This is a genomic window from Paenibacillus sp. sg306046, from assembly GCF_059821225.1.
In genome coordinates, this window is record NZ_JCAMRT010000050.1 from 1 (window position 1) to 13656 (window position 13656).

11 protein-coding genes and 2 pseudogenes are annotated in these 13656 nt (G+C 48.4%); 4 read left to right on the top strand and 9 right to left on the bottom strand.

Going from position 1 to position 13656, the window contains the following annotated elements:
* The coding region (locus AC6ROY_RS24830) for an S-layer homology domain-containing protein (protein ID WP_500103250.1) at positions 1-1501 on the bottom strand (1501 nt) is incomplete at its 3' end.
* 450 nt (positions 1502-1951) lie between these two features.
* On the opposite strand from AC6ROY_RS24830, the gene secD reads away from it, so the two are divergent.
* Together secD and AC6ROY_RS24840 are read left to right on the top strand one after the other, a co-directional pair.
* Positions 1952-4156: a protein translocase subunit SecD gene (secD, locus tag AC6ROY_RS24835; RefSeq protein WP_500103251.1), complete on the top strand. Its 2205-nt coding sequence runs from the start codon at positions 1952-1954 to the stop codon at positions 4154-4156.
* Between the two features lie 556 nt (positions 4157-4712).
* Positions 4713-5384, top strand: coding sequence for a pectate lyase (locus tag AC6ROY_RS24840; protein ID WP_500103252.1), 672 nt, complete (start codon positions 4713-4715; stop codon positions 5382-5384).
* Between the two features lie 139 nt (positions 5385-5523).
* On the opposite strand, the gene AC6ROY_RS24845 is transcribed toward AC6ROY_RS24840, so the two are convergent.
* Entirely contained in the window at positions 5524-5910 is a 387-nt protein-coding gene (locus tag AC6ROY_RS24845; RefSeq protein ID WP_500103253.1) for a hypothetical protein, read from the bottom strand.
* A gap of 409 nt (positions 5911-6319) precedes the next feature.
* On the opposite strand from AC6ROY_RS24845, the gene AC6ROY_RS24850 reads away from it, so the two are divergent.
* Positions 6320-7024, top strand: a complete 705-nt coding sequence (locus AC6ROY_RS24850; protein ID WP_500103254.1) for an MBL fold metallo-hydrolase — start codon at positions 6320-6322, stop codon at positions 7022-7024.
* A 207-nt stretch (positions 7025-7231) separates the two neighbouring features.
* Here AC6ROY_RS24850 and AC6ROY_RS24855 read toward each other — a convergent pair whose 3' ends face one another.
* From AC6ROY_RS24855 to AC6ROY_RS24875, 5 genes and pseudogenes are all read right to left on the bottom strand, one after another.
* Positions 7232-7813, bottom strand: a complete 582-nt coding sequence (locus tag AC6ROY_RS24855) for a thioredoxin family protein (protein WP_500103255.1) — start codon at positions 7811-7813, stop codon at positions 7232-7234.
* Positions 7814-7925: 112 nt separating this feature from the next.
* Entirely contained in the window at positions 7926-8687 is a 762-nt protein-coding gene (locus AC6ROY_RS24860; protein WP_500103256.1) for a class I SAM-dependent methyltransferase, read from the bottom strand.
* A gap of 455 nt (positions 8688-9142) precedes the next feature.
* Positions 9143-9241: pseudogene (locus tag AC6ROY_RS24865) on the bottom strand (transposase); the annotation flags it as partial.
* 238 nt (positions 9242-9479) lie between these two features.
* Complete coding sequence (locus AC6ROY_RS24870) at positions 9480-9752, bottom strand: hypothetical protein (protein ID WP_500103257.1); 273 nt, start codon at positions 9750-9752, stop codon at positions 9480-9482.
* A gap of 94 nt (positions 9753-9846) precedes the next feature.
* The gene (locus AC6ROY_RS24875; RefSeq protein WP_500103258.1) at positions 9847-10098 is read right to left on the bottom strand and encodes a hypothetical protein; all 252 of its coding nucleotides are present in this window, start codon (positions 10096-10098) and stop codon (positions 9847-9849) included.
* Between the two features lie 186 nt (positions 10099-10284).
* On the opposite strand from AC6ROY_RS24875, the gene AC6ROY_RS24880 reads away from it, so the two are divergent.
* The gene (locus AC6ROY_RS24880) at positions 10285-10620 is read left to right on the top strand and encodes a helix-turn-helix domain-containing protein (protein WP_500103259.1); all 336 of its coding nucleotides are present in this window, start codon (positions 10285-10287) and stop codon (positions 10618-10620) included.
* A gap of 179 nt (positions 10621-10799) precedes the next feature.
* Here the strand turns inward: AC6ROY_RS24880 and AC6ROY_RS24885 are convergent.
* Together AC6ROY_RS24885 and AC6ROY_RS24890 are read right to left on the bottom strand one after the other, a co-directional pair.
* Positions 10800-10868: pseudogene (locus tag AC6ROY_RS24885) on the bottom strand (hypothetical protein); the annotation flags it as partial.
* 874 nt (positions 10869-11742) lie between these two features.
* A complete protein-coding gene (locus AC6ROY_RS24890) occupies positions 11743-13569 on the bottom strand; it encodes a DNA/RNA helicase domain-containing protein (protein ID WP_500103260.1) in 1827 nt (608 codons plus the stop codon).
* Between the last annotated feature and the right edge of the window lie 87 nt (positions 13570-13656).

The window sequence follows — 13656 nt, forward strand, 5'->3', positions numbered from 1 at the left end:
CGCCTGTCATCCCCGTCGCTCCAGTCATCCCCGTCGCTCCAGTCATCCCCGTCGCGCCTGTCATCCCCGTCGCTCCAGTCATCCCCGTCGCGCCTGTCATCCCCGTCGCTCCAGTCATCCCCGTCGCTCCAGTCATCCCCGTCGCTCCAGTCACTCCTGTCGCGCCAGTAAACCCAGTCGCTCCAGTCGCCCCCGTCGCTCCAGTTACACCTGGCGCTCCAGTGACGCCTGCCGCCCCGGTTACACCATTGTCCCCTTTGCTAACCAGCAGCGTGTAATCGGACGAGCTGTCCGGCGTTCCGGCTGGCGCAGCTTTTTTCGCCATATATAGGCTGCCGTTATAGGTCACAACCTGGTTGGCGGCATAACCGGCGGCCGCAGCGCTAGAATAAGCGGCTACGCCCTCCAGACCGGCGCCTGTCGCGCCGCGCTCTCCCTGGCTGCCGGAAGGACCTTGCGCTCCCGCCGGGCCTGTTGCCCCTGCCGGACCGGTAGCTCCAGCTTCTCCCGTCGCCCCTGCAGCTCCGGTCGCTCCTGCCGCACCCGTTGCTCCGGAAGCGCCTTTTAATGCTTCCAGATCATCCAGCCGCTTGATCACCTGATCCGGCATAATCGAAGCCTCGGTGACTTGTACCATTCCAGCACGCTGTCCGTCATGAACAACCGACAACGGCAAGCCGACACGGATCGCCGAGCGGTCAAACGGCTCGTTCGACTCTTTCCCGTACACCACGGTATCCGGCGTCCAATCAAACGTTTGACTGCGTCCATCCGCCAAAATCGTGAAGCCGTTTTCGTTCACAGACGTTACGACACCGTACGCAACATTTTGCGCCAGAGCGGGCCGTTTTTTCACCAGATAAGGAATCGTCCGGGTTAAAATAGCAGCCATTTCCGCACGAGTAACCAGGTCAAGCGGCTTAAACACATTGCCGGACGTACCTTGCACAATTTCCAGACGGGACGCTACATTGACATAGCCGCGCATATTGGCCGAAATCGTGGTATCATCCAGAAACGGCGACTGCGAAGCCGACAGCTCGGCGGCCGCAACCTGACGTTCAATCGCGCGCACAACCAGTTGGGTAATCCATTCCCGCTTGGCAGGAATTTGGCCCCACATCTTATCGCCCTCCGACACCAGCTCGAAGCTGTCGATCAGACCGAGCCGCAATCCGAGACTAACGTAGGCCTGCGCCCATGAATCAACCGGCAGCGACGCCATGCTGGTATCCAGTTGAGCTTCTTCACCCATCAGCCGGATGGTCATCATGACGGCTTCCTGCTTCGTTACTTGATCCTGCGGGCTGAAAGCCGAAGTGCTTTTCCCCTCGATAACATCCAGCAAGGTCATTTGCGTAATGTGGCGTTGTGCCCACGGAACATTCTTGATATCCTCAAAAAATACTTGGGCAGCCGATGCCGCCTGCGCGGTCATATTAAACATCATGATGGCGCTCATACCCGACATGAGCAAACGCTTCTTCGAAATTTTCTTCATATTCAGCAAATCTTCCTCTCATTCATAGTCATACGAATTGTGTCCACCGATGCGATGCTGCCAGGTTTCCCCTGATCAGCCTGACGCTCAAAGCCTGTCCGAACGCAAGCCGGCTCGGAACAGCCTGTTCGATGCCCTGTCTGCTGCGCCAGCCGGAAATGCGCAATCCGGAAATACGTAATAACGAACAGGTACACACCTCATTCCCTGCTGGCTGGCAGCCAGCCTAGCTCCGAACCAAGCACGCTAACGTTGCAGTTGCCGATATCCCTCCTCCGGTCTGCCCCCTCTACCTAAGCTGCTTACTCCTACCATTGTACGAGATCATTCTGGACAAATACTGGACATCAAGAAATAGTAAAGTGTCCAGCGAATGTCCAGAATCGCATGCTATACTTGTACCAAGACAAGCGGCAGGGAAGCCCCTGTTCTTAATTGAGGTGAATGTGCATGTTGAACTATAAACGAATCACGGCATTTCTGTGTACCGTGATCCTGACGTTAAGCCTGATCCTGCTGACATCAAGCGGCATTATACGAGAGGCGCGGCTTGGTCTTGATCTCAAGGGAGGATTTGAAGTGCTCTATGAGGCCAGCCCGTTGCAGGCCAACGTAGCGCTGACCAAAGAATCCTTGCAGCAGACAGCCAAAAGTCTGGAGAAACGCATCAATGCGCTGGGCACAAGCGAGCCGGAGGTTTGGACAGAGGGCGATAATCGGATCAGACTGCGGCTGGCGGGCGTAGAGGATGAAGCAAGCGTCCGCGACATGCTGAAAAAACCCGCCGATCTTACCTTTCGCGGACCGGACGGCGCCATCGAATTGTATGGAAGTGACTTCAAGGAAGGGGCTTCCAAAATCGTCTATGATCAGGCCCAGCGGCCAATGATTCAGGTAGAGGTCAAGGACAAGGAGAAGCTGAAGCAAGTATCAACCAAGCTGCTGAACAAGCCGATTTCGATTTATCTGGATGATTCCCTGCTGGCTGCTCCGGTCATCGGCGTCGTCTTAAGCGAAGGCATCGCCACCATTACAGGAAGCTTCCAACCGCAGCAAGCCCGCGAGCTGGCTGATACCATTAATCTCGGAGCGCTGCCGCTCAAGCTGACGGAAAAATACACCCAATCCGTGGGCGCCTCGCTCGGCCAACGTTCGCTGGAGCAGACCGTCATTGCGGGTGTCGGCGGCTCTGTGCTTATTTTACTGTTTATGCTGGCTCTTTACCGGATGGCAGGCCTGGTCGCCAGCATCACGCTGATCACTTATACCTGGATGCTGCTGCTGGTTACCAACTGGATACACGCCACGTTAACCCTTCCGGGTATCGCGGCCTTCGTGCTTGGCGTCGGGATGGCTGTCGATGCCAACATCATCACGTATGAACGGTTTAAAGAAGAACGGGCGCAAGACAAGGACCTGCTCGCCTCGCTTCAAGCGGGCTCCAAGCATTCCTTCCGCACGATTATGGATTCCAATATCACGACGGCCATTGCGGCCGCAGTGTTATTTTATGTCGGGACAGGCGCGATCCGCGGCTTCGCGCTCACTTTGCTGCTCAGTATTGGACTAAGCATATTGACAAATATGTATTTCTCCCACTGGCTGCTGCATACGCTGATCCGGACCGGCTGGTTTCAAAGCGCGGAAGCGTTCGCCGCCTCCCGTTACCGCATCTGGAGCTTTCGTCCTGCCCGGTCGGCGGCCCCCCCGGAGCGGACCTTTGATTTTGTCAGCAAACGTAAATGGTTTTACACCTTATCTATCGCCGTGACGTTGCTCGGCGTCGGCAGTCTGCTCGTTCAGGGCTTTAAGCTTGGCGTAGATTTCAAAGCAGGCACTACGCTGGATATCGTGCTCAAGCCGTCGATAAGCAAGCAGCAGGCTGAAGATATCGTCCGCAGCGTCGGCTATGAGCCAGCCACGGTTACAATCGGCGGCGCCGATCAGAATCGTGTTTCCTTACGCTTCGATAAAATTTTGGACCCAAACACAGGTGAAAGCGAACGGATCGTTCAAGCCTTTGCTGCTGCCTACGGACCAGATATCTCCAAGGAGGAAAATACAGTCGACCCGAGCATCGCCCGGGAGCTGGCGGTCAAAGCAATCATTGCGGTCGCCATCGCCAGTCTCGGCATTCTGCTGTATGTCAGCATTCGCTTTGAGTGGATGTTTGCCTTTGCCGCCATCATTGCGCTGCTGCATGATGTATTTTTTGTCATCAGCTTCTTCTCCCTGCTCCAGCTTGAGGTGAACTTGACCTTTATCGCAGCGCTGCTGACCATTATCGGCTACTCGATTAATGATACGGTCGTCATTTTCGATCGCATCCGCGAAAATGTTGCGGCCCTGCGGCCCAAAACCACAGCTGCGCTCACCGAACTCGTGAACCGCAGCGTTAATCAGACACTAACCCGCTCCGTGCATACGGTCGTCGCCGTTATGTTTGCTTCCGTCGCGCTGCTCGTCTGGGGCAGTGAGTCCATCCGCCTGTTTTCGCTGGCGATGACGCTTGGCCTCGCGGTCGGGATGTACTCGTCGATTTATATTGCCAGTCAAGTTTGGCTGACACTGCGTATTCGCAAAATGAAAAAAGACGCCGCAGCCCAAGCGCTGATTCCCGAAACGCTGGCGCCCGGACCGTCGTGTCCGTTGTAGCATGCCAGGCTTAGCCAGATGCTTAGGCAAAGCTTGCTGCCTCCGTACGAACCGGATCTCGCTCGGACCCTTGCAAATTGAACAAAGGTGTAAGATGCTCATCCGTCAGCCGTGCGCTGGCTGGACGGACATCGGCGAAAAGCGCTGGCGATATGTTCGCCAACGCTTTTTTACATCATACGCTCCAAAGCACACCCGCTCCTGCTAGCTGCTAAGCCAAATACTCGGAGAGGATCGCCTCGATTTCAAACGGCGTACTAGCAAACACTCCCTCCCAATAATCTTTACCTCAGATTTCCTGCCACGACATGTTGTCCAAATTTGTTTTATTTAGATTATTTCTTGGCGGCACCCCCTCAAATTCCTGGGCTCTAACGGCTTTTCGAGTTGATTATCCAGCATGTGAATTAATGATTATTCCTGTAATGGGAATTTTTAGGTTAGTCTTGACGTAGATGCAAACGGAGGTGCACATCGGTTTGTATCGGTAAAACGAATGATCAGCTGCTGCTGCGTCATTCCCCAAAATTCCACTAGTTAAAGGAGAATTCGTTACATGAAAAAATGGTTTGGTGCCGTTCTCTCGCTCGCTCTGGTCACGTCGATTGCCATCATTCAACCGGCTCCTGTTCACGCAGCTGAACTTGTAAGCGCAACCATTGTTGTTCCGAAGAACACCACCTATGATGGCAAAGGCAAAGTATTTGTAGCAAATGCGAGCACGTTGGGCGATGGCGGCCAAGGCGAGGGGCAGAAGCCGGTATTCCGTCTGGAGGCAGGCGCTACACTGAAAAATGTCATTATCGGCGCGCCGGCCGCAGACGGCGTACATTGCTACGGCAACTGCAATATTCAAAATGTAACGTGGCAGGACGTAGGCGAGGATGCGCTGACGCTAAAATCAGCCGGCACGGTCAACATTGATGGGGGTGCCGCTTACAAGGCTTACGACAAAGTATTCCAGATTAATGCCGCCGGCACGATTAATATTAAAAACTTCAAAGCCAACGATATCGGCAAGCTCGTGCGCCAGAATGGCGGAAGCAACTTTACCGTTAAGATGACCCTCACCAACAGCGATATTTCGAAAGTTAAGGACTCCATCATGCGTACAGACAGCAGCTCATCGACCGCCCAAATCACCAATACAAGATATTCCAATGTGCCAACGTTGTTTAAAGGATTTGCCTCCGGCAAAACGAGCCAATCCGGCAACACCCAGTATTAAACTGTACAAGCACGGGGCTTCAGCGGAATTGAATATGCTCATATCTGTGTGAAGCCTGCGCGAACGTCACTCCGCAGAACCTGCGTCGCCTGAGCGGCGCAGGTTCTGCTTTCCCTAGGATGATGTGACTGCCCGGCCGTCACCGGCTTTCCCGTCGTTCGAAATGCACATGCAGCCGGTACAGGCAAATGTCCCGCGTCCAGTCATATAGCAGCTCCCGTTCCTGAGGCAGCACCTCGATCATCAGCGCAAACACCCCCTCAGCGTATGTAACCAGTCCCTTCGAGCTGCCGCTCCATTTGGTCATCGGCATGTTGGCGATCCGCTTCGCAACCTTGCCTTCGTCATACACCCACAGCGCTCTGCTCTCTCCATCGGAAAAATCAATCTGCTTGCGATACTTCCGGGACATATAATAGCTGTGGAAAAATGGAGCCGCTTCAACCGCTGTTATCGGATCCAGCCAATGGTGAGCGCCCCGCTCCAGCATATACAGCAGCACCGTCATCTTGTAGCTTTTCGACATTACGGTGCCCTCGGCTTCCTTCAGCCAAGACTCGTGCCGCAGAAATGTTTCTTTCTCCTCCGGCCCCAGCTCATCGGCCCAATAGAGAAAGCCCGTATACGAACGAAATTCCTGCCAGTAGCCGCGACTCGGCTCCCGTCCTTAATTTCCGCACCGCGCTCAGCCGCTGCTTTCAGGTGCGGAGCAAGAATTTGCACACCCGAGCGCGTGACAAAGGATGTCATGATATAAATACCGGACGCACGTTCGATCCCCGTTATCAGCTCGTGGGCCAAATTTTCTGTAATCAGCTTGATATCAGGCATCGGGCACATAACAGCACATTCCTTTCATGCAGCTTCCTCAAAGGGTTATTCCGATAGTTGAAGAATAATAATAACAACATAAATGAAGGGGTTGAGCCAATCGAGTGGAGCTCTACGCTGTAAAAGTTGGAGAATCTTTGTTTCGCTTAAGCAATATATACCGCGATACGAATAATCCGGAGGAACTAGTTAAGATTGCATGGTCTTATTATATTGCAAAACATAATAATAAAACGATTTTTATTGATACAGGCTTTCGCGATGAGAAGGTAGCAAAGCAATGGGGGATTACATTTACAGACGTTAAAGAAGAGTTAGGGGGCATCATTGGCAGCCTAAGCTTCATTGATACGGTAATTATTACTCATAGTCACTTTGATCATATTGAAAATCTTGACTTGTTTAATGAACCTGAAATCATTATGTCTAAAATCGACTATGAAATTGCACTAAAACAAGGCTCGCCATCCATTAAAGAGAAACTGCTGCAATGCCATGTTGTTACTGTAGAAAATGAATATGTTTACGACGACCTATTTAGATTTAAAGTTATTGGCGGTCATAGCCATGGCTCATCGGTCGTTTATTTTGAATCAAATCATAACAACTATATAATAACCGGCGATGAATGCTATTGGTGCGATAATATGATCAGCAATCGGCCTATTGGAATTTTTTCGAATACAGAAAATAACGAAAGGTTTATAAACGATGCCCATCAAAGGGCATTAATCCCGCTTCCATTCCATGATTTAAAAATATTTGAACAATATTCAGCAATCTCTAAACATATAGTCAGAATCCTTTAAATAAGAGCATATCGCCTAACATGGAGCAGTCTGCTCCTTCGCATGCGGTCCTTGTTTTTAATCCGCTTAGCCAGCCTCACGCCTGACAGGCCGTAACCCCGCAAGTCATTGCGTTGTCCGGCCTGTCAGGTATCTCATCGAAATTGCTTGTATCTGACCTGCATTCACTGGTGGATTGGTTCAGGCTACATAACCCTGATCTTATACTTAGACCAGGTCGCAGGCATCCGCCGGCATCCAATGTGCATCCTGACCATCCCATTTGACATTGCATCCGATCGGATTCGTCAACGGTGTGCTGACCGGCTCGCCGGCTATCAATTGGGACAACGTGCGATCCAGATCGTTAACCGTCATCTTGCTTGTATCACGCGGGTAATCGACGCCACGACCGGTATACACGAGCTTCCGTTCCCCGTCGAAGACGTAAAAGTGCGGCGTCCGCAACGCGCCATAGGCCCGCGCCGTATCTTGCGTCTCGTCATGGAGATACACCCAGGGGAACCGCTGCAGATCCATGCGTACAACCATTTTTTCGTAGGAGTCATCAGGATGCGTCTGAACGCTGTTGGCATTAATGCCGGCAAATACGACGCCATGCTCGCGGAATTTGTCCGCCGTAGCACGGGTAACTTCATCGGAACCGACAACGTAAGGGCAATGATTGCAGGTAAAAAACAGGACAAGAAACCGGGCATCGGCAAAGCTGTCCAGCGTATACGTCTGACCGTCCGTAGCCTTCAGGCGAAAATCCGGCGCTTGCGCGCCCAGCTGCAAAGTAAAGCTCATCGAATTACCTCCCGTAACGTTCTTCTCGAAATAAGAGCCTGCAAGCTGCTCCTGCGTTTATCGTAGCCGATCGGACGGGTTAAGGCAACTGTCGCTGAAACCCGACACTTGCTTACACGTCCCCCCAGAAAACCTCCGTCTCATAATCGAAGCTGACCCGGCCATTTGCCTGCGTCCGCTCGAACAGCTGCTTCAGCTCGGCCTTCAACCGGTCGTGATGCGGCTGGCCCTCGGCAGGCACATAGGAGGAGGAAAGCGCCCGTCCAATCAAGGCCTCCAGGTCAAACCGCTGCGAGTTCGTAAAGGCAGCTTCCTGCAGATCGTGATCGCGGAAAAACAGTCGCAGCTGCTCCGAAGCTATATTCTTATGCGTCATCTGCCTGTAATCCGTGCTGTACAGCTGTAGAAGCTGCTCGTACCCTTCCAGAAACGGCGTTCCCTCGGTCAAGCGCGTATTCCAGATCAGGACAGCCTTGCCTCCCGGCTTGAGAATACGCCGAAATTCAGCTTGTGCCGCCGGCCGGTCGAACCAATGAAACGACTGCGCGCATACGATAAAATCAACCGACTGCTCCGACAAGCCCGTCGCCTCCGCAGCCGCAGCCACCGAGCGATAATTGGCTCGGCCGCCCAGTTCCCGGTCTGCCGCCTCCCGCATCGCCTGATTCGGCTCCACCGCAAGCACCTCGCTGCCCCGGTCCAACAGCAGCTTGGAGAAAATGCCAGTTCCCGCCCCTACGTCAGCAATTCGCGAACTCGGCTTCATACCGACGGTGCTGTACAGATAGTCGATGACTTCCGCCGGATAGCTCGGACGGTATTTTACATAGTCCCCTACCCGGTTTGAGAATCTTTCCTTGCTGTCGCTGCTCATCAGCTTCACTCTCCTAGCGAAATATCAACGTGTCAGCCGCTCCACAAATGGAATATCCGCCGGGGCAAACGTTACCTCTCCCAGCTCATCCAGTCCGATCCATCTGTACGCATCAACCTATTTGTATCAGTAGAGCCGGGTTACTCGGATAGATGCAAATCTGAATCGTCACTGTAGTCAAATGAGATTCTCGTACTTAGCGTATTCTAGTAACTGCCTTGCACGCTTCACACCTTCGTACGTTTCGACGTCCATAATTCTTATTCCAGACCAGCCACCAAACCACATGAGCACACAGGTATATCCTTTAGGCCTTTGTCGTCCATGTTCTTCTAAGCATTTATTAGTATTGCAATATATACGCTCAAATTGGTTATATTCTTCTTGATATGGCTTGAATTTGTGGTCTTTGACGAACTGCTCAAAGCCGCAAGCATCACATTTTAGGATCAAAATTACTCACTCCATTGTCTTTGTTCTTCGACATACTTCTTGATTGTTTCACTTGAAACGTTCCCTGCTGTACTAACAAAGTAGGAACGTGTCCAAAGAGAAGGCAGATGCTTCAGTGCTTGAATTACTCTCGGAGACGGCGAGAAGTTATTCCTTTCAATCTCGCCTGAGTAATAAGCACTTTACGCCTGTATCTTGGGCAAAACGCAAAATAATAGTTGATTAATGATACGGTTGTTTGGTAGTCTGTATGATTACCCCATACCAAGATGGTATCAGTTCAAAAAATATACTGCAATAAAAAAGGTGAACCTCGGTATGTAGGACAATTAAGACAGCCTAAAGGCTATCCCCTGTCCTAAGCTGATTCATCCCATCCCAAATCCCCTTCTGGTACATCCGTTTCAATTCCACGACGTGCAGCTTCCAGTAAATCTCTTCCCAAGCTATAAACTGGCCCAGCTCCTCTTTGCTCATGCTTTGTTTCATGACTGCATACGACGCTTGCTCCATAGCTCGCAGCCTAACCACATCATCCTGCTGATCAACCTGAACTAACGTGATATCCCAATGATCTTGTATCCAAGACTGTAACTCTGCGGAATGCTCCATATTCATTCTTCCCCTACCGTAAATTGCTCAGGTGATCTGGGCTTTAATGAGCTCTGCCTGATCGCCCACTCCTTGAGTCCCCTATTGCCGCTTCTCAATGCTCATAGATCAGATACAGGCCATGGTGAGCCAAATAAATCATGGACAGCTTGCCTCGGTCATTGACGATAACATACTCTTGATCGTACTTATCGTAGAACAGACGGTAATGCTTGTCAGGCGTGATCCCGCTCCAAGTGCCACTGTCTGCTGTCCAACGATCATCGGGTAAAGGCGTCCAGTGCGTAGCTTCATTGATATCTGAGGTTACAGTGATGACCGGGTGGGATGAGGTTGGTTTGAGCATGGCGGACCTCCAACAATGACTTATGAAACTATCTCACTTCAATAAGGCTGGTTATTGCTATTTTTAAATCTATGTACACCAGAAATTAATATCAATAAATATCATAAACTAAATATATAATATTCTTCTACTTATGTATAGTCCTGAATAACTTGTCTACACTTTTTGAATAAGAGGTGTAGTAAAATGGAAAATGACGTATTAAAGCTGGTTGGCGCACGTATACGAGATTTGAGAAAAGAGCGTGGACTTTCGCAAGAAGCTTTAGGAGAAAAAGGCGGATTTCATTTCTCTTACATTGGTCAGATCGAACGTGGCGAGAAAAATCTTGCTTTACAAAACTTATTCAAAATCGCTACCGCGCTCGAGGTACATATTTCTCAGCTTTTTACCTATGTGGATTATGAGGAGAAGCAGACGGAGTCTGATGCTGATTTAGGGGAGATTCTAAAAATATTGAGAGCCAAAAATCCGCAAGAACTGAGAATGGCGAAGAACGTATTGAAAGAAATATTCAAGTAATGAGTAACCTCAAACTAAAACTAATTTTAGATAAATCTTAAGAAAAGAATTCGATACTGACAAGGGCTTCCTCAGGATTGAACTGTGACCCGGACTGTAGAAGATAATAAAGAGGCCTAAGTCTGACTGGCAAGTAGATGACCTCTGAATTCATCGAGGGTCATCTTTTTTAGTGACGACTAGTATCGTCCTGAGTTGTAGTAGCTTATGTATTCCTTAATTCGCACCCTCCCTTCCTCAATGGTGTGGAAATCGGGAAATCAGCATCGTTCCGCGTGACATCGACCGGTCAGTCGCTCAACAAGCCCTTGAAGGTCTGCTCAAAATTGGAAGCTCGAGCGTGGGGTCGCTTATCGTATGACCATGACTAAGCCTGCCTTGCTTATGTCTTCTTATGATTCATGATCACACCACTCGCTCGAGATGCATTTTGATGACTAATGCCCCTGCTCTGCCGTGCAGTGCCTCGAATTCTTGCCTGATAAGGAAGATGCTCTCCTCGTCAGTTGCTGTCCTAAGCTGGCGCTCATCCTCGGTTGCAAACCAACTATAGTAATCGCTTAGGCTTACATTTACAAATTCACATAAATAACGTGTGATCCGTTTCAGGCCATTCGCACGAATAGTACGGTCGATGAACTCGAAGCACTCGACGGTTAGCGCTTTTCTTCTGCCGCTCAAACGCTTCGAGCTTTGTTAGTGGGTCTACCTGCACTTAAAGCAGTTTATTAAGCTCGCTTCAATTCTTCTTTTATCGGCCGGTTTGCATCCTATGCTAACCTTGCCTCGCTGATCCATAGCTAGTCCTTTGCTTTTGATGCCCAATGACGTCAAGGTCAAAACCAGATCGAATAGTTTGCCCTGGCTTGTAGGCTGGCAACGCCTCCAATTTGAACGTAGGCTTGTAAGTAATGGTCTACACTGATACTTTCTATACATTGGGATTTTATTCCACCATTGTTATCTGTTCTTCCATGAATACAGATCGTTTCAACTTTCCCATTTTCGTATGGCTCCTCTTTCTTAACCTTGATTAAAATACAAATGACCAACAAGAGGGTCACAGTTCAGGAACCTCCCCAGTTCATGGGCGTTCAATAGAAAAAGCGTACGGCTTTCACTTTAGTCCCCTTTTTCCATATATTTGTTTCTTGTGGCAAACAAACCTGAACTTTCGGCTACTTTAGAATAGTTATATGCATCTAAGTTAAATAGTACTTTTTCTTTCTTACGAATTCTTGTATAAAAATACTGATTTAAATCAGGGTCCACACAATATATATAGCAGCCCTTCATGCCTCGAGTCATAAGTGTCCGATAGGTATTTTTAATGATTTGATCAGCAACTTGCAGCGCCTCTTTTTTATTTTGTTTATATAATGACTTAAAACCAGAGAGTGATTTATCAGTCTTGGCACGTTTAAAAGGATCAGTAATAATTTTTCCATCCTCATACCTTATGTCTTCGCCGATAATAACTCCAACATAATCAAACTCTAGTCCTTGCGAAGTATGAATACACCCCGCTTGCTCAATTGACTCAGGGTCTATTGCCCAGGTGGTGGTGTTATTTAAGTTCCAGCTCATAAAAAACTGTTGCTCTTCTATAACAATATCAAATACCTCTTTATTATTTTTTCCCTCTTTTTTCCAGTCCCAGCAGTATCCTGCTAACATTCTGGCCCTATTATTTATTAAATTTTTACTAACAATCTCATTCCGCAACTGATTAGGATCGTCAAGAACTTTAAAATCATACTCCATATTGAAACCATCGAAATTAGCAGTATTGCGCAATTCTAACACATCTTCTAACCATGCAATGTAGCCATCAGAACCATTACATCGAAATTGAGACTCCAACTGCATTTCCACTACTTCGGCAGCCTGCTCAGAAGCAAATGCTTTTAGCTGCTCTTTACTCCCCACATCTTGCATGGAAATTTTTTGAAACTCGTCAATAAAAAAAATACTAAATTTAGAGGCGTGAATAAGCTCCCTCATTTGGTTATCACCTTTATTTTTAAACAATCCCGACTTCTCATTCAATCGGTGGGCTTCATCAACAATTAATACATCAAATTCATTATACAAAGATTCATAAAATACACCGGAACTTTTGAATAAGTTATGAATAACTGTTTTTTTATAATTTTGTTGAAGGCGTTTGACATAAACCTCTCTTGGTGCGCTGTTCTTGGTCACATATTGGCATACCAATTCCTTAGCAGTTAGTTTGACGAGTAAATTAATGCCAAGCACGGACTTCCCTGTACCTGGGCCACCATTTATTATAAGTACTTGTTTCTTACTACTTGTTTGAGCTTTAAGTGCCATTCTAAGCGCTGTTTCATAAATAACCTTTTGCTCATCAATCATAATAAATTCTTCATTCCCCATGAGCATTTTTAACAAAGCATCCTGTAGGGATTTAGAGGGCCTAATTTTTCCATGTTCAATTAAATAAAGTGATCTTTTGCGATCTGTTTTTTTTATATAGAGGGAAATGAATCCTCTAAGCTTTAACGCATCTCCTTTAGTAAAAATGGGTGCTTCCTTTATATAAGTTTGGTAACTGTCATGAACAAGAGGATCATCCTTAGACAGGATATAATTATGCAAATATGCACAGGGATAAAGAGAAATAGGCTCCTTTTGTACAGCTTCATTATAATCTTTTATTAATCTGGCATAGGACCATGCTTGATACGAGGGATGGGGATGACTAACCAGCCCCTTCTTCATGATTGTTTGAACAATTCCATCTCCTGCCTCAACTAACCTTAAATAATCCCATTGTTTTAACTCGATAATAACAACAGAGTAATGATTTTTCTCATCTAATCCGGTGAGGATAAAATCTATTCTTCTTGCGGAGGCAGGAACCTTGTACTCAATAGCAATAGTAATATCATCAGGTATTTCTGAAGTATTAAGAACTTTATACATGTAGTTCATAGAATCTGGACAGTCATAAGTTCTAACGCTTAAGAAGCCAGAGAATCCGCGTCAGAATTGGATATTTCTTGCTTGGAA